Source organism: Bacillus sp. AFS001701, assembly GCF_002559405.1.
GTDB lineage: Bacteria > Bacillota > Bacilli > Bacillales > Bacillaceae_G > Gottfriedia.
Genome location: NZ_NTZO01000115.1, coordinates 1 through 16,661 on the forward strand (window position 1 = coordinate 1; position 16,661 = coordinate 16,661).

Here is a 16,661-nt window from a genome sequence, read left to right on the forward strand (position 1 = left end):
TGTTTTCTTTAAATCCCAATTGATAAAATTTGTTCTTAATTGCAAGACTCCATCACCTTCAACACTAGAAACGATTGCTCCAGCATTCAAGTGACGACTACTGTCTTTACGTTCTATTTCTAAATCAGGCGCACCGCCATGTCCATGATGTTTTATAGTTGCAGCTGATAATCCTTGGTGATTGGCCAGTTTAATGAGTTTTTCAGTAAGGGTTGTTTTCCCACTATTTTGATAGCCTACAATTTGCAAAATGGAATAGTTCTTTTTCATCGCTCTCAATTCCTTTTTATTAAATACTTTTATTATAAGGAGCCTACTGAAAAAACACCATTCATACAAAAATCAATTTAATCGATTCTTGTATTGATGGTGGAGCAGTTTAGTAAAGTCTTTAAGAAGATGTTCTCTAAAAGTTTTTTCCTTTAAATTTTCTAATCATTGTTTTATGATAAGAAAAACGAGAATTAAGTTAAGGGGTATATGTAATGTCTAAAGTCATCCATGAATTTAATGACTATATACGAAAACTGCGTAAAGAATTATTTGGTAAAGGCCCTGAAAGAATCCATACTGTTTTTGTTGAAAATATGGCTGTTTCAACTTTGTATGGAAATCTAACACCTACTGAGCTATTTATCGCTCAAACTTCTGAGGGGCGTGATATCGTACATAATGCTAGAACTAAGATGATTCAAGATGTATATGCGAAAAATCATCCAATTAAGCTAGAAGAAATCGTTGATGCAAAGTTTGTCAATCTTTTCTCGGATATGAAAGTTGAAGAAGATATTGCGATTTCAGTTTTTGTATTTAATAAAAAATTAGAAAACTTAATTGATTAGATAGTCGATGCTACTAATCAATTAAGCTTATGTTCCAATCTTATTTATGGAAAAAGTCGCCGCTTTTACCACCTTTTTTTTGAACTAAAAACGTTTCTTTAATGACCATACTTTTATCAACGGCTTTACACATATCGTAAAATGTAAGGCCAGCTACACTTACAGCTGTAAGTGCCTCCATTTCAACTCCAGTTTTTCCACTACATTTCACTGTCGCACGTATGATTAAATCATATCCATTAGGTGCCTCTACATATTCGAATGTAAAGTCAGTTCCTGAAAGTGCGATTGGATGACACATTGGAATAATGTCAGAAGTTTTTTTAGCTCCCATAATTCCAGCAATTTGTGCAACATTTAGTGGATCACCTTTTTTAATTAATCCATTTTGAATTGCTTCATATAATTCCCTTGAAATCGAAATTGTACTTTGCGCAATTGCAATTCTAGTAGTGATGTCTTTGTCTGATATATCGACCATTTTAGGTCTTCCTTCTTCATTCCAATGTGAAAATTCACTCATGGGAGTACCTCCAGGTAAGTCTTAATAACTTAAATCCAATCAGTTGGACTATTTATATTCTTAAAGATGGGATCGTCACTTGAAAATTGAACAGTCATTACATTTACTTCACTGAATAATAACTGAACTTTTCGATTGTTTTTATCTAACATCTCTTTCATTTTTTCGATGCAATTTCGATGATAGAGCGCAAATAGTGGTTGAAGTTTATCGGACTGGATCGGAACGATTGCATCAACATTCGTATTTTCTGCCCTTTCGATCATGTTTTTGACAAAGTCAGCTGTAATAAAAGGTGTGTCGCACGCTAGCACAAAATACCAGTCTTTATTTGGTATGTTGGAAAATGCATTGTACATAGCATATAGAGGTCCTTGGTATTCTTTGGCTTCTCCTTCAATGACAAATTCTAGATCATCTTTACTAAAATACGGGACTAGTTTTTCGTTCGTTGAAATGATAATCGGTGAAATCGAATTTTCCTTTAACGCTTCTACACTATACTCATACAATAATTTGTCTTTATACGTTTCAAACATTTTTGGTTTACCGTAACGGGATGACTTTCCACCTGCTAAAACGACGCCAGCAATGTTCATTGCCTATTTAATTCTTCCACAAAATGTTGGCATGTCGGTAAAATTAGTTTTGTCATGGCTAGATTTACTGCGTTTTTTGAACCTGGAATTACATAGATTGCTTTATCATGAAAGCTACCTGCGATTGCTCTACTAAACATAGCCTTTGGACCGATTTCTGTATAACTTAATGAACGAAACAGTTCCCCAAATCCTTGCATTTCTTTATCGAGCATTTTTGAAATTGCTTCATATGTAACATCTCTTTTCGTAAAACCAGTACCACCTGTTATAATCATAACTTGAATCGTTTCATCTTCACTCCATGATCTAACAATTGAATCGATCAATGCTATTTCATCTTTTGTGATTTTATAATCATGGACGATATGTTTTTGCTCTTCTAATAAAGCTTTAATTAGTTTTCCGCTCTCGTCATTTTCAATAGTTCTAGTATCACTAACTGTTAAAACCGCAGCGTTAACAACCGCTTTTTCATTATGTTTATGCATCATTCTACCTACTTTCAAGCTTTATAAAATCCATTAGCCCCCACTTACTGGTGGAATAAATGCGACAGTATCTCCATCATTTACAATTTCTTCATCCGTTACAAACTCTTCATTTACTGCAGTCATAATCTGATTCAATTGTGGTAAATCATAGTTAGCCATAAGCCAGTTTTTTAACTCTTTTACGTTTATTCCATTTTTATCGGCCACTGTCACTTCATCAGTGCCAGCTTTATCACGTAAATGAGCAAATAATAATACTTTAATCATTTTGATTCCTCCACACTTGGTTTTCCTTCTTGGTATGGTGTATTTTCTAATTGGTCACCGATCCACATCGTACCATCTTCCCAAAACTCTTTTTTCCAGATCGGAACGATTTGTTTAATTCGTTCGATTGCGTATTCATTTGCTTCGTATGCAACTTTACGGTGCGGAGAGGAAACTGCAATCACAACGGCAATATCACTAATCTCTAATCTTCCAACTCTATGCGTAATCGCAACAATTGCTTCTGGCCATTTCACGTTGATTTCATCACCAATTTGGGCAAGTTTTTTTACGGCCATTGATTCATATGCTTGATACTCTAGCGATAAAGTCTTTTTTCCTTTTGTTAACTCTCTAACTGTACCAATAAAAACAGTAATGGCTCCTGCATTTCTACTTTTTACTTTATCTGAAACTTCCTCAACAACAATCGGTGTATTGACAATATTAAATAATGTTTGTTCCAAGTAAATCACTTCACTTTTCTTATATTAATAGCATTCTATTTATTTACTTATAAGCAGGTATGAAGTCATGCCAAGGCCATTTACTTCCTTCATGGTCTTCTAATAATAATAAGTCGACCGACATACCTTTTTCATATTTTCTAGTTCCTCCAGGTAAAACAATAAAAGCATCCGTATAAGCTAATGAAGATACGGCGCTAGACTTATCAAAACCTGCTGGAATTGCTGTTAATTGACCTTCCTGATAAACAATTTTACCTCTTACAAATCTAGTAAATGGGTTTGGTTTTGGAAAGTTTTCTCCTAAAATTGCACTTACTCTTTTTAAATGTGGTGTTTCGTTAAATAAATAAGTTTGGATAATCGGTCTAACAAATAGCTCAAATCCAACAAAACAAGCAGAAGGATTGCCAGATAAACCGAATAATAATTTATTTTCAAAATGCGCTACTGTTGTTACACTTCCTGGACGCATAGCAATTTTATTAAATAAAACGGTAGCTCCTAATCTTGCATAAATATCTGGTAAATAGTCATAATCACCGACAGATACTCCACCAGTTGTAATTAGAATATCAACTTGTTCTAGGGCATTTTGAACTTCTAAAAAACAAGTATCCAAATCATCGCTAAACTTTCCTAAATAGTTAGGGATTGCACCTGCTTTTTGGATTTGAGCGAGAACCATATAGGAATTACTATTCCGAATTTTACCAGGTTCAAGCGGTTCATCCACATCTAGAAGCTCACTCCCTGTTGCAATGACTCCGATGACTGGCTTTTTCGCTACAGGAACTTGACTATATCCAAATGTAGCAAGTAAAGCGATTACGCCCGGGTTGATTTCAGTTCCCTTTTTAACAAGAATATCACCTTTATGTGTTTCTTCCCCTTGGAATGAAATATTATCGCCTTTTTGATAAGAACGTTTAATTTCAATAAACGTTTTACCTTCAGTTTTAATCTCTTTCGCTAATTCAAGCATGACAACAGCTGTACAACCTTGTGGTATTTGAGCTCCTGTCATAATACGAACGGCCTGTAATGGTTCTACTTCATTTTGAAAAACTGAACCAGCCCCAATTTCGCCAACTACTTCAAAGATTGTTGGATTTTCATTGCTTGTAAAAATAGTATCTTCCGCTCGAATTGCAAAGCCATCATATGGAGAACGGTCAAAAGCAGGTATATCCTGATCAGCTTTTAGATCATCAGCTAATACTCGGCCATATGCTAAATCGATTGATACCATTTCTTTTGAACCGTGTTTGGCAAAATCCATCACTTTACGAACTGCTTCTTCGATCGGTAGTGGTACTCGTTTTTCAACCATTCTTTTCATCCTCTCTCTACTAACCTAATAAACGATAATATAGTTTTTTGGCTTCCTGTATATCATTTGTTCCGTGAACAAAAACCCTTCCATCCTGAAAAACAACAAATCGATATTCTTCTATCTGACAAGAGATCAAATAAGGATTTCGTTGAACTTTTCCGTGTTGTTTTAGTTGAATTTCTAGTTCATTAAAGTCGTAATTTTTAGTCGTTGAAGGCCTAATTTGAACCGTGTTTCGCCCACAAAGTGTACTTGTTTTCGTTTGATTTTCAAAGGCTAAATAAGGATACGTCCTATTTGTTCCACATGAAGGACAATCATCTGATTTGAGTTTCGATACTTTAAAGGAAAAATGCTGATTATTCCATAAATCAAATGTAAGAAATTTTGAATTAACCGCTGAATAATCCTCAACTAATAGTTTTAATACTTCAGTAACTTGGTATGCCGCTACTAATTGTACCGCAGGACTAATGACTCCAGCTGTGTCACATGTCACACCAGGTACTGGTAAACTTTTTACTATACAATTTAAACAAGGAGTTTTACTAGGTAGAATCGTGCAACACATACCAAAGCTCCCAACACAAGAGCCATACACCCACGGAATGTCATATTTCTGTGATAAATCATTTATGATAAAGCGAATATCAAAATTATCTGTTGCATCAATCATAACATCGGTGTCCTTCAAATGGACTTCCATATTATCTGCACTAGCATCCATTACTAGTGCATTGATGAACACATCTGAATTTATTTTTTGGAGACGTTTTTTAGCGGCAATTACTTTCGGCAATTTCTCAACTGCATCATCTTCAGTATAAAGCTGTTGCCTTTGCAAGTTACTCATTTCAACATAATCTCGGTCAATTAAAGTTAATTTTCCAATTCCAGCTCTAACAAGTGCCTCCGCACTAGCACTACCTAATGCACCTGCCCCAACAATTAAAACATGCTTCTTTCTTATTAATTCTTGTCCCTTTTCACCGATCGGAGTAAAAAGCTGCTGACGTGAATAACGTTCTGACATAAGATATCCTCCATTAAAGAGCAGGACCTAGCGAAAGAGATAAAAAGTTTTCTTTCGGGTATCCTCACCAATTTTTCTGCTTTTCTTGTTTTCCCTAAATTAAATAAAGCAGCATTAAGAAATCCTCATCATATAAGGAGTTCTGAATGCTGCTTAATTTCCCTGCTAAACGAACAGAGATACCAATCATCACTTTCTAATTTTTAGTTAGAGCATTATACAGAAATTGCATATACTCAAAACCTTCTATTATTGGTAATGATTAACCACCTATATGGGACATTTCAATTTTATGTGATGATTTATCATTCATTTTTTTCGTATTACTTAATCGTTCATCTGAATAACGATCAGTTCGATTGCTCCATATCGAAAGAATCGTTTCTTTTATTTGTTCATCATCTTGGTTAGATCTTACCAATTCTTTTAGATCATAACCTTTTGTTGCAAATAAACAAGTATATAATTTTCCTTCTGCAGATATACGCGCTCTTGTGCAAGTTGAACAAAATGAATCGGTCACTGAAGAAATAATGCCAATTTCATCATCACTATCTTTGTAACGATACCGATTCGCAACTTCTCCTACATAATTAGCTTCTGTAAATTCTAAAGGCATAGCCTCATTGATCGTATCGATGATTGTTTGTTTTCCTACTACTTCATCGAGCCGCCAGCCGTTATAATTTCCAACATCCATATATTCAATAAAACGAAGAATATGTTTTTTCTCTTTAAAATATTGTGCCATCGGGATAATATCTTGTTCATTCTTACCTTTTTGAACAACCATATTGATTTTAACCTTCATTCCGACATCAGAAGCAGCTTGTATCCCCTCAAGCACAGACTTTACATTTCCTCGATTACCAGTCATATATGAAAATCGTTCTTCATCTAGAGAGTCTATGCTTACGGTCACTCTTCTTAAACCAGCTTCATATAAATCCTTTGCAAACTTTTTAAGTAAAGTACCGTTTGTTGTTAAAGCAATATCTTCAACACCATCTATTTTATTTAATCGTTCAATCAGTTTAGGTAAATTTTTACGTAATAAAGGTTCTCCACCAGTAATTCTAATTTTTCTTACACCTAAAGATACAAAAATACGCGTTAATCTTTCAATTTCATCAAAGGATAGTATTTTATCTTGTGATAAAAAAGAATAGTCCTGACCAAAAATTTCTTCCGGCATACAATAACGGCAACGAAAATTGCAGCGATCGGTAACAGATATACGTAAATCCTGTAAAGGTCGATGATGTTTATCCAATGCAACTTTTTTCATAACCATTGCCTCACTTCTTTTTATTTCTTAAATGATCTGTTAAAGTTTCTATTTCACAATACGCTTTGAATGAGTATATACATTAAGTGACTGATTTCGAATAAATCCAACTGTCGTAATACCTAATTCTTCAGCTAATTGAAGAGCTAATTCTGTTGGAGCTGATTTAGTTAGAATGACCTCACAACCAATTTTAGCTACTTTTAGTAAAATTTCAGAAGATAATCGCCCACTAAAAACAATTATTTTATCTGAAATACGAATATTATTTTTAAGACAATATCCATAGATTTTATCTAATGCATTATGCCTACCAATATCCATTCTATTCAAAACAATTCCATTTAAATCACATAAAGCAGCATTATGCACTCCGCCTGTTTCATGAAACAAAAATGCGGACTGTTGCATTTCCTTCATTAATCGAAAACAATCTTGAAATGATAGTTGAACATTCACTTCATTCATTTTTTTTGCAGTTAATGCATCATTTACAAAAACAAACCCTTGTCTACTCATTCCACAGCATGATGTAATATATCTTTTACTTTGAATATCTTTATAATATGGATTAATATTCTTTGTTTTTACATGGACAAAGCCTTCTTTTTCTTGGAACCATATGTTTTCAATATCCTCGTATTTTCGGATGACCCCTTCGGATGCTAAAAATCCTACGACCATATCCTCGATATATTCTGGGGTACTGACCATTGTAACAAATTCTTGTCCATTGATTTTTACCGTGACGGGAAATTCTGTGACAACGCTGTCTTCAATATCGTTTGTTTCACCATTTTCAAAGCGGAGAATTCTTCTTCTCACTTCAGTTGGTAACATCGTTAAAGATTCCCTTCTTCTTGAACTATTTTTTATATCGTATTTTCTCAAAAAAATATCCATTAAGAGACAAACCTTTCAATTCGTTTTTTGTTTAAAAGGTTCATCTCTTATTATTAAACTCTTTCCTATGAAATACAAATTGTTTTTTCTATTATTCTTTTAGGCCTTTTCCCATACCTTTTAGAAAATTAATACCAAAACCAACTGCACGATTTACATCAGGATCTTTTAAAACTTTTACTAAATCAAGAATTCCTACTTTATCATCCTTTTCAAGATGTTTATTTCCTTCATCGATTCCTTTAGTTACGGAATTGATTAGCTTTGTTGTTAACTCCGGGTCCACACTTGAAAGGGCACCAGCAGCTCCCATAATATTATTGATGATATTCGTGACTGGCTCGCGGTTCATTTGTCCTAAAGCAATTTTTGTAATCTTCTCTTTAGATTGTAGCATTGAATTTGCAGCTTCAAGGACACCTGTTTCATTTAATTCAGAAACAATAGTTAAAATTTTATTTAACGAGTCTTCATTTTCTGCTAATAAAAGCTTCAAATCCTCTAGTTTTTGTTGATTTTGCTCTTCTTTAGTTGGTACGTATTTTTGAATCGTCGTGATTGGTTGTGCCATTTTTATTCCCCTTTATTTTGTCGTTAAGTGGACGTATCCTTTTCGTTCCCATTTACGCTGTACCTCAACTCCATTTTGAGGGTTGCGCTTTTTATTACGTGGGTTCGACTTTGGCAACGGACTTTCACCTTCTACACGTAATACTTCCATCCGTACTTTCGTTTGTTTATAAGCTGGTGTATTTGTACGGTGATCTTTAGCTGGACCTGTTAAGAAATTGATAGCAGATTCTTTATTTGTTGAATTCATTGGTAAGAACAACTCATTTTTTTGAACTCGGTCCGTAACTAGTGCTGGTAATTTCAGCGCTCCATACGGTGAAACTAATCGAACTAATGAGCCATCTTTAATGCCACGTTCATTTGCAAGCTCTGGTGAAACCTCTACAAAAATCTCAGGCACTTTTAATTGAATACCGTATGATTTATTCGTCATATTCCCTTCATGGAAATGCTCAAGCATACGACCATTATTTATTAATAGGTCAAACTCTTCTGCAAACTCAGTTGGTTCCATCCAATCAGCTAAAGCAAATCTTGCCTTTTTATCAGGGAAATTAAAACCATTCTCATAAAGCAGTGGCGTACTTGCTCCGTCTAAGCTACCCCAAAGGAAACTATCCCAACCTTCCATTACTTCGTAGCTAGCTTGTGAGAATAGTGGTGCTAAACTTGCCATTTCAGCGAAAATATCACCTGGATGTTGATAGTTCCAATTTGCACCTAATCGGTTTGCAATTTCTTGGACAATCCACCAGTCAGCCTTCGATTCACCAAGAGTTGGTAATGCTTGATATAATCTTTGTACTCGACGCTCAGTATTTGTAAATGTTCCTTCTTTTTCAAGTGATGGCGCAGCAGGTAAAATAACATCCGCATATTGCGCTGTTTTTGAGAAGAAGAGATCTTGTACGACAAAGAAGTCCAAATCTGATAAAACTTCATGTACATGGTTGGCATTACAATCGACAAGCGCCATATCTTCACCAACTAAGTACATAGCTTTCATTTCGCCTTTTTCAATCGATTGAAGCATTTGGATATTATCTAAACCAGGTTTTCCTCCGATTTCAACGCCCCACGCTTTTTCAAACTTCATACGAGCCGCGTCATCCGTTACATGTTGGTAACCAGGAAGCCAGCCAGGAAGAGTACCCATATCACAAGCGCCTTGTACATTATTGTGACCACGAAGCGGATAAGCGCCAGCACCAGGGCGTCTATAGTTTCCTGTTGCAAGCAATAAGTTCGAGATCGCAGCAGATGTATCAGAGCCACCAGTGTTTTGCGTCACGCCCATGCCCCATAAAATACAAGTTCCATCCGCTTCCTGAATCATTTCAGCTATTTGAATTAACGTTTCCTTTGAAATGCCAGTTACACTTTCGGCATATTCAAGCGTATATTTCTCAAGTACAACTTTAAAATCTTCAAAGAAATGAACATTCTCATAAATGAATTTTAAGTCATGCCAGCCTTGGTCAATGATATATTTCGTTACAGCCATTAACCATACTTGGTCTGTACCTTGTTTTGGTCTAATAAAGATGTCAGAGCGTTCTGCCATTTCATTTTTACGAAGATCGGCAACAATCAGTTTTTGACCATGTAGTTTATGTGCTCGCTTAACTCTTGTCGCAAGTACAGGATGACCTTCTGCTGGATTCGCACCGACGATTATAACTAGACCAGCTTTTGCGATATCCTTTATTGTTCCTGCATCTCCACCCATACCAACTGTGCGGAATAATCCATCTGTTGCTGGTGATTGACAATAACGTGAGCAATTATCTACATTATTTGTTTCGAATACTTGTCGTGCTAACTTCTGAATTAAATAGTTTTCTTCATTCGTAATTTTTGAAGATGAAATAAATCCAACAGAGCCTTTTCCATATTCTTGTTTAATAGAACCAAGTTTACTTGCGACTAAATCAAGGGCTTCATTCCAACTCGCTTCAACAAATACGCCATTTTTTCGAATTAAAGGCTTTGTAATTCGCTCTTTGGAATTGACAAAATCCCAACCAAATTTACCTTTTACACAAGTCGAAATTGCATTAACTGGTGCATCAGAGCTAGGTTGAACTTTTAAGATTTTTCGATCCTTCGTCCAAACCTCGAATGTACAGCCAACACCGCAGAATGTACAAACTGTTTTTGTCTTTTTCGTACGTGTTTCACGCATTGCTGCTTCAACCTCTGAAACAGCAAAAATCCCACTATATCCAGGCTCTACTTTTTTGACTAAATCAATCATCGGATCAAGTAACTCATCGTTTAATCCAGTCATAAAACCAGCTTCACCAAGCATTGATTTTTCCATTAATGCGTTACAAGGACAAATCGTTACACATTGACCACAACTTACACATGAAGAATCATTAATCGAAACACCCTTGTCCCAAATAACACGTGGACGCTCAGCTTCCCAATCAATTGATAATGTCTCATTTACTTGAAGATTTTGACATACTTCCACACACTGTCCACAAGCAATACATTGATTTGGATCATATCGATAAAAAGGATGTGTCAAGTCTACTTCACAAGAAGCTACCTTTGGCTGATAAGGGTACTTTTGGTGTTCAATGCCCATTTCTTCAACCGTATTATGTAGCTTACAGTTTCCATTGTTATTATCACAAACTGTACAATATAATAAATGATTTTCTAATAAACGATCCATTGCTTCAGTTTGAGCTTCCTTCGCTTTATGTGAAGTCAATTGAATATTCATTCCACTCATTGCTTCAGTTGAACATGATCGTTTTAGTTCACCATTAATTTCGACAATACAAGTATCACAAGTTTGAATTGGATCGACTTCAGGAACATAACAAATTTGTGGATGACTAATTTCATTTTGATTGATGATTTGTAAGATTGTAGAACCTTGCTTTGCGATTACTTCTTTTCCGTCAATCGTGATTGTAACCATGTTATTTTTCACGGTTTTCCTCCCCTTTTTTCACATAAAAAAATCCACCATGAAATACACATACCTGTTAAATAGGTTTAATGTTTTCATGGTGGAATAGTTTATTAGCAAATCGTACTAACATACCAATCCATTTTTTTGTTTCCTAAATTGATAGAGTCATAACATCTCCCATACTATGATTCCATCTCAATAAGTTTATTATAATCTTAAAATGATCATTAAACAATAGATTCACGATATGAAAGTAAAACGCTTACAATATTATCTATTTACTTACTATTGATTTTAATTTCTCAGCATTTTTATTTAGTTTATTAAATGCCTCACTATACTCTACTTCCAGCTCATCTATTATGTCGGCAATTGAACTGATTTTTGTAATTGCCCCAACACCGTGACCAGCAGACCATATTTCTTTCCAAGCCTTCGCACTCGATTCATTTTTCATTCCATCGAAATCGACTTTCTCTTTCTTTTTCAAAGTTTCAGGATCAAGACCAGCCTTAACAATACTAGGAATTAACATATTCGCTTTCACACCAGAGAATGCATCAGTCAGTACGATATCATCTTGCGTTGCATCAACTAACATTTGACGGTATTCATCATTTGCTAAGCTTTCCTTCGCAACAATGAAGCGTGTTCCCATATAAGCTAAATCAGCGCCCGCAGCTTGTGCAGCCAATATACTTTTACCAGTTGAAATCCCACCTGCTAACACAATGATGCCGTCCCAGAACGTACGAACACTATCAACGAACGCAAATCCATTTAAATTACCAGCGTGACCTCCAGCACCTGATGCAACTAAAATTAGTCCATCTACACCTGCCTCTGCTGCTTTTTTAGCAAACTTCATATCACTAACATCAGCGAATACTAGTCCACCATAACTATGTACAAGATCAACCACTACTTTTGGAGAACCTAATGAAGTAATGACAAGCTCTGGCTTATGTTTTTTCAACAGCTCAAGCTCTTCTTGTAATCTACTATAAGAGCTATGAACGACCATATTCATTGCCCACGGTGCAATTTTACGCTCCGGCTCATTTGCGTGCGCTAAAGCAAGATGATCATTTAATTGACCCATCCATTGATCAAGTACCTCAATCGGGCGAGCATTCGGTGCTGGAAATGATCCAATTACACCATTTAAACATGCTGCCTCTACTAGCTCAGGACCAGAAACTAAAAACATCGGTGCAGAAATAGCTGGCACCCTCAGTTGACTCCACCATTTTTCAGGAATTTGTTTACTCATTTACATGTCCCTCTTTTCTTCACGGAATATTCTGATTATTAATAATGATACATTAGTAAACTATTCTTTTCAACTCTATCTCTATCAAAAATGCTTCTTGAAGGCTATACAAAATAGTCAGGCTACTAAACTTAATATATAAATATAATATAGTGAATAATAAAAAAAGGATCTTATATACTCAATACACTAATAAATTCGTAAATTTATTAATCTTATACTTCAATAGTAGATAGAAAAATATTATTAGAATTACAGTGAAACATTATTTAATTAATTTATACTTTTTAGTCCTATACTTTCTCTTAACCCGTTCAAAATAAAAAAAGGAATAAATTTCTTTATCTAAACAAATTGTGACAGAGTTCGACCAAAGAAAATTGTAGAATAGTCACATATAAGTAAATAATGTAATAGGATTGTAATATTTTAATCTAAATTTCAGTAAACATTGATAGATGGACTACTTGGTTATGGGAGGAATTGTTTTGGAAAGCACTTTAAATGTTAAAGGAAATAGTATTCAACGGGGAAGATCGTTTAAACGTTCTTTGCCTTGGCATTTCATTCTGATTGGCATCATTATTATTATTACACTCATCATTGTGTTCAGCTATCGGGCGAACCACTTTAATGCTCAAGTCAAGGTGAACGGCATCAATTTAGGTGGACTGAATCCAAAGCAGGCACTAAAAAAATTAAAAACTAGCGAACTTAAAAACATCGTTTATGTTGGCGACCAGAAAATCTTAGATGGAAAAGATACAAAAATGAACTTTACGGAAAATGATCTGCCGGCTATTAAAAAAATAGTGAAAAACCAGCGCACGTTTTTTCCTTCTTCAAAAGAAAAAAATTATTCTTTAATGCCGAGTAAACGAGATGAAGATCAAATTGACACAATGAAAAAACAGATTGAAGATAAGCTTCTCACTCTTAATAAGAGCTTAAAAGCTCCAAAAGATGCGACTGTTCAATTGAAACAAGGTAAAATTATTGTCTCAAAAAGCATTAGCGGTGAGCAATATGATGTCGATCGTCTATTAAAAGACTATAAGGGACAAGAATATACTAGTATAATCCGTTTAAACACTGTATACATACAACCAATCAAAGAAGACAATCAAATTGTGAAAAATGAAAAGAAAAAACTTCAAGAACTACTAGGGCGTACAGTTCAGTATAAAGTTCAGGATAAAGTTTATTCTTTAAATGCGAGTGAATACATTCAAAATGCTTCTGTGTCAAAAGATATGAAAGTTACGATCGACTCTAGTAATCTTAAAAACAAGATTGCTGAAATAAATAATGCTCAGTCTACATTAAATAAAAATTTTACATTTAAGACACATTCAGGATCTGTCATTTCAGTTAAAGGAGAAGGCTATGGCTGGGCATTAGATGTTGATAAAGAATCAACACTAGTTCAGAAGGCTTTTGAAACAGGCGAAAAATCGATCTCTCCTACTCATATTATCGGAAATGGCTGGAACAATGAAGGTTATGGATATAATACGACCACGAACAATGGAATTGGCGATACATATGCTGAAGTCTCAATTGCCGAACAGCGTATTTGGCTTTATAAAAATGGCAAATTGATTATCACAACGAATGTCGTTACTGGTAAACACATCACTGGTGAAGATACTTCAAAAGGAGTTTGGTATATCCTTTATAAACGAACACCATCAATCCTTAGAGGCTCGCATGTAGGTCTTGGTTCTTATGAAGTTAAGGTCGATTATTGGGCACCATTCACGAACAGCGGACAAGGTTTCCACGATGCTAGCTGGCGAAGCAACTGGTCAAACAATGCCTATCTAACTGCAGGATCGGGTGGCTGCGTTAACACTCCACCTAGTCTAATGAAAACAGTATTTGATAATCTTAGCACATATGAACCGGTAGTTATCTACTAAACTCGAATAGCATAATAAAAACACTGAAACCTATGTAAAGTTTCAGTGTTTTTTGTTTAGTTTAATATCGTTACTTTCACTTGTTTTCTTCCAAAATTAATCGCATCTTGTTTATTTGGTATAAATACATCAATTCGATTTCCTTTGATGGCACCGCCAGTATCGCCGGCTATTGCTACACCATAACCTTCTACATTCACTTTACTTCCAAGCGGGATTACACTTGGATCAACGGAAATGACTTTAGTATTTGGATTCTCTTTTAAGTTGATTCCAGTAGCCGTAATGCCAGTACAACCTTTACAAGAAGCTGTATAAGCTGATGCTTCCATTGTTATTACTTTTAAACCAGCCGAATCATTTGTTTTAGATTCACTTGTTGGTGCACTTTCTTTTGCTGCTGGTACACTCTCTTTTGTTACTGGTGCACTTTCTTTTGTTGCTGGTGCACTTTCTTTTGCTGCTGGTACACTCTCTTTTGTTGTTGGTGCACTTTCTTTTGCTGTTGGTACACTTTCTTTTGTTATTGATGCACTTTCCTTTGTTGCTGGTACAATTTCCTTTGTTTTAGGAACATCTTCTCTTGCCGATACAATCTTTGATGATTCTTGAACTGACTTCACTGTTGAAGTAGTTTTAGAATTTGTTGCAAGATTTGTATTTGTTATTTTTGATTGAGCTATATTTTTTACACCTTCAAAGATTACTAGGTTTAATCCAGGTTGAATTAGATCCGTATGTATATTGTTCCATTCTTGAAGTTGCGATACTGTTACATCATGATTTTGTGCAATATCCCATAACGTATCACCTTTATTTACTTCATAATGTTTTTCTGGTGCAATGATAAGTTGATCACCAGGATGAATTAAGTCTGAAGTAATCCCGTTTAACATTTTAGTATTTTCAACGGTAGCATTATTTGCACGTGATAGATCCCATAATGTATCCCCTTTTTTTACCTTAACAGTAGCAGCTTGCACATTAGCACTTACAGATATTGAGAGTGCAGCAGCTGCTAAAATGGTTGTAACTTTAACTTTGTTAATCATTTCTTTTACCCTCCATGTTCCTTTATTTGCTAATTTTCAATAATCGTAACATAGATTTTTCTCAAAAAAAGTAACAGGGAGATGATAAATCATTTCCTTTCATCGCATGTTTATTACAGGTATTTAACTAAAATTACTGAGCAAACAGCAAAAAAAGAGCTTTTTTCAAACTCTTTTCAAAGTAAATTGCCCATATTACTCGGTAATTAGCCCTTCCTTTTATTCGTTAAAGACTATTACAAAATCTGACGAAGGAAATTACATAAATTACAATAGATAAACAATTTCTACAATGAGTTTTTTCTCTGAATGCTCTGTTAGAGTAGATTGTTGATTTTTAAATTCAAGTCAATGGCTGTTTAATTCAATAAAATTCTTACCATTAAAGACGAAATTCCCCCAATATTCTAATATAGATTACTGTGCGATAATTCTATCTAAAAATGAACTATGCCTTTGGGAGTGAGATACATGGCAAAAAAATTATAGGGATTATTTTTACATTAATTTTAGTTTTTTCATTAATCAATGGTTTCGTTACACATAATGATGCATCATCTATGCCTATTGAGGCGTTTTTGATGGATATTTTTATTTTATTATTAATTTTATTTTTTATTATCCTATCCATATGTAAGGGATATAAAAAAGGCGTAAAATTCAAAGGAAATTACTTTTGGTTGGGTTATTTCACGGTCTTAGCTGTTTATATGATTAATGATATAATTCATTACTTACTAAACTAAAAACATTATGTAAACTCTTGTATGCCTTTATCACTATACAACGGAACTTTGGAGGGGAATTAGCTTGAATGCTACGCTAGCTATAATAATTGGATTTCTATTGGTAGCGTTTTCACTTTATACCCTGAAAAAGAAATGATATGTACTTCTAAAAATAAAAGCAAAATACAAGCACTAACGGATGTATGATTTGAAAGAAAATTGACTGCTTCGGGTCTCTTTTATTTGGCTAATGACATTTAGTTACATAATTTTCCAAATTAATAGGCATATTACTAAAACAACTCTTATTAGTTTTTATATAATAATATTACATTTCTTGTTTTACTTTTTTACCAATATCACCTATTTTTAGAGAAACTTCTCTTGTGAGTTTGTCTCTTTTTACAAGCTTGTTTGCCTTTGCCCAAT

Annotated in this window: 16 protein-coding genes; 2 read left to right on the plus strand and 14 right to left on the minus strand. The window is 34.5% G+C overall.

Annotation, left to right across the window (positions count from 1 at the left end):
* Positions 1–270: molybdopterin-guanine dinucleotide biosynthesis protein MobB (locus CN514_RS09745; protein ID WP_141529345.1), on the minus strand; the 270-nt coding region annotated here is incomplete at its 3' end.
* A 215-nt stretch (positions 271–485) separates the two neighbouring features.
* On the opposite strand from CN514_RS09745, the gene CN514_RS09750 reads away from it, so the two are divergent.
* On the plus strand, positions 486–842 hold the full coding sequence (locus tag CN514_RS09750) for a Na-translocating system protein MpsC family protein (protein ID WP_098232408.1): 357 nt from the start codon (positions 486–488) through the stop codon (positions 840–842).
* A gap of 40 nt (positions 843–882) precedes the next feature.
* Here CN514_RS09750 and moaC read toward each other — a convergent pair whose 3' ends face one another.
* The 12 genes from moaC to CN514_RS09810 form a co-directional block, all read right to left on the minus strand.
* A complete protein-coding gene (gene moaC / locus CN514_RS09755; protein ID WP_098232409.1) occupies positions 883–1,365 on the minus strand; it encodes a cyclic pyranopterin monophosphate synthase MoaC in 483 nt (160 codons plus the stop codon).
* 29 nt (positions 1,366–1,394) lie between these two features.
* Entirely contained in the window at positions 1,395–1,964 is a 570-nt protein-coding gene (locus CN514_RS09760) for a molybdenum cofactor guanylyltransferase (protein WP_098232410.1), read from the minus strand.
* Positions 1,961–2,455, minus strand: coding sequence for a MogA/MoaB family molybdenum cofactor biosynthesis protein (locus CN514_RS09765; protein WP_098232422.1), 495 nt, complete (start codon positions 2,453–2,455; stop codon positions 1,961–1,963). Before CN514_RS09765 ends, CN514_RS09760 begins: the two co-directional genes overlap by 4 nt.
* 33 nt (positions 2,456–2,488) lie before the next feature.
* Entirely contained in the window at positions 2,489–2,725 is a 237-nt protein-coding gene (gene moaD / locus CN514_RS09770) for a molybdopterin converting factor subunit 1 (RefSeq protein WP_098232411.1), read from the minus strand.
* The gene (locus CN514_RS09775) at positions 2,722–3,192 is read right to left on the minus strand and encodes a molybdenum cofactor biosynthesis protein MoaE (protein ID WP_098232412.1); all 471 of its coding nucleotides are present in this window, start codon (positions 3,190–3,192) and stop codon (positions 2,722–2,724) included. Before CN514_RS09775 ends, moaD begins: the two co-directional genes overlap by 4 nt.
* A gap of 43 nt (positions 3,193–3,235) precedes the next feature.
* Entirely contained in the window at positions 3,236–4,525 is a 1,290-nt protein-coding gene (locus CN514_RS09780; RefSeq protein WP_098232413.1) for a molybdopterin molybdotransferase MoeA, read from the minus strand.
* Between the two features lie 19 nt (positions 4,526–4,544).
* A complete protein-coding gene (locus CN514_RS09785) occupies positions 4,545–5,561 on the minus strand; it encodes a molybdopterin-synthase adenylyltransferase MoeB (RefSeq protein ID WP_098232414.1) in 1,017 nt (338 codons plus the stop codon).
* Positions 5,562–5,823: 262 nt separating this feature from the next.
* Positions 5,824–6,849, minus strand: a complete 1,026-nt coding sequence (gene moaA / locus CN514_RS09790) for a GTP 3',8-cyclase MoaA (protein ID WP_098232415.1) — start codon at positions 6,847–6,849, stop codon at positions 5,824–5,826.
* Between the two features lie 48 nt (positions 6,850–6,897).
* Entirely contained in the window at positions 6,898–7,689 is a 792-nt protein-coding gene (gene fdhD, locus CN514_RS09795) for a formate dehydrogenase accessory sulfurtransferase FdhD (protein WP_098232416.1), read from the minus strand.
* A gap of 154 nt (positions 7,690–7,843) precedes the next feature.
* Complete coding sequence (locus tag CN514_RS09800) at positions 7,844–8,323, minus strand: helical membrane plugin domain-containing protein (protein WP_098232417.1); 480 nt, start codon at positions 8,321–8,323, stop codon at positions 7,844–7,846.
* Between the two features lie 12 nt (positions 8,324–8,335).
* A complete protein-coding gene (gene fdhF / locus CN514_RS09805; RefSeq protein WP_141529346.1) occupies positions 8,336–11,263 on the minus strand; it encodes a formate dehydrogenase subunit alpha in 2,928 nt (975 codons plus the stop codon).
* A 268-nt stretch (positions 11,264–11,531) separates the two neighbouring features.
* Positions 11,532–12,530, minus strand: a complete 999-nt coding sequence (locus tag CN514_RS09810; protein WP_098232419.1) for an NAD(P)H-dependent flavin oxidoreductase — start codon at positions 12,528–12,530, stop codon at positions 11,532–11,534.
* 473 nt (positions 12,531–13,003) lie between these two features.
* On the opposite strand from CN514_RS09810, the gene CN514_RS09815 reads away from it, so the two are divergent.
* Positions 13,004–14,452, plus strand: coding sequence for a L,D-transpeptidase family protein (locus tag CN514_RS09815; RefSeq protein WP_098232420.1), 1,449 nt, complete (start codon positions 13,004–13,006; stop codon positions 14,450–14,452).
* Positions 14,453–14,508: 56 nt separating this feature from the next.
* Here CN514_RS09815 and CN514_RS09820 read toward each other — a convergent pair whose 3' ends face one another.
* A complete protein-coding gene (locus CN514_RS09820) occupies positions 14,509–15,504 on the minus strand; it encodes a LysM peptidoglycan-binding domain-containing protein (protein WP_098232421.1) in 996 nt (331 codons plus the stop codon).
* Positions 15,505–16,661 lie beyond the last annotated feature (1,157 nt).

Coding starts and splice junctions, on each gene's coding strand:
- CN514_RS09750 (WP_098232408.1), top strand. CDS start 486: ATGTCTAAAGTCATCCATGAATTTAATGACTATATACGAAAACTGCGT.
- moaC (WP_098232409.1), bottom strand. CDS start 1,365: ATGAGTGAATTTTCACATTGGAATGAAGAAGGAAGACCTAAAATGGTC.
- CN514_RS09760 (WP_098232410.1), bottom strand. CDS start 1,964: ATGAACATTGCTGGCGTCGTTTTAGCAGGTGGAAAGTCATCCCGTTAC.
- CN514_RS09765 (WP_098232422.1), bottom strand. CDS start 2,455: ATGCATAAACATAATGAAAAAGCGGTTGTTAACGCTGCGGTTTTAACA.
- moaD (WP_098232411.1), bottom strand. CDS start 2,725: ATGATTAAAGTATTATTATTTGCTCATTTACGTGATAAAGCTGGCACT.
- CN514_RS09780 (WP_098232413.1), bottom strand. CDS start 4,525: ATGGTTGAAAAACGAGTACCACTACCGATCGAAGAAGCAGTTCGTAAA.
- CN514_RS09785 (WP_098232414.1), bottom strand. CDS start 5,561: ATGTCAGAACGTTATTCACGTCAGCAGCTTTTTACTCCGATCGGTGAA.
- moaA (WP_098232415.1), bottom strand. CDS start 6,849: ATGAAAAAAGTTGCATTGGATAAACATCATCGACCTTTACAGGATTTA.
- fdhD (WP_098232416.1), bottom strand. CDS start 7,689: ATGTTACCAACTGAAGTGAGAAGAAGAATTCTCCGCTTTGAAAATGGT.
- CN514_RS09800 (WP_098232417.1), bottom strand. CDS start 8,323: ATGGCACAACCAATCACGACGATTCAAAAATACGTACCAACTAAAGAA.
- fdhF (WP_141529346.1), bottom strand. CDS start 11,263: ATGGTTACAATCACGATTGACGGAAAAGAAGTAATCGCAAAGCAAGGT.
- CN514_RS09810 (WP_098232419.1), bottom strand. CDS start 12,530: ATGAGTAAACAAATTCCTGAAAAATGGTGGAGTCAACTGAGGGTGCCA.
- CN514_RS09815 (WP_098232420.1), top strand. CDS start 13,004: ATGGGAGGAATTGTTTTGGAAAGCACTTTAAATGTTAAAGGAAATAGT.
- CN514_RS09820 (WP_098232421.1), bottom strand. CDS start 15,504: ATGATTAACAAAGTTAAAGTTACAACCATTTTAGCAGCTGCTGCACTC.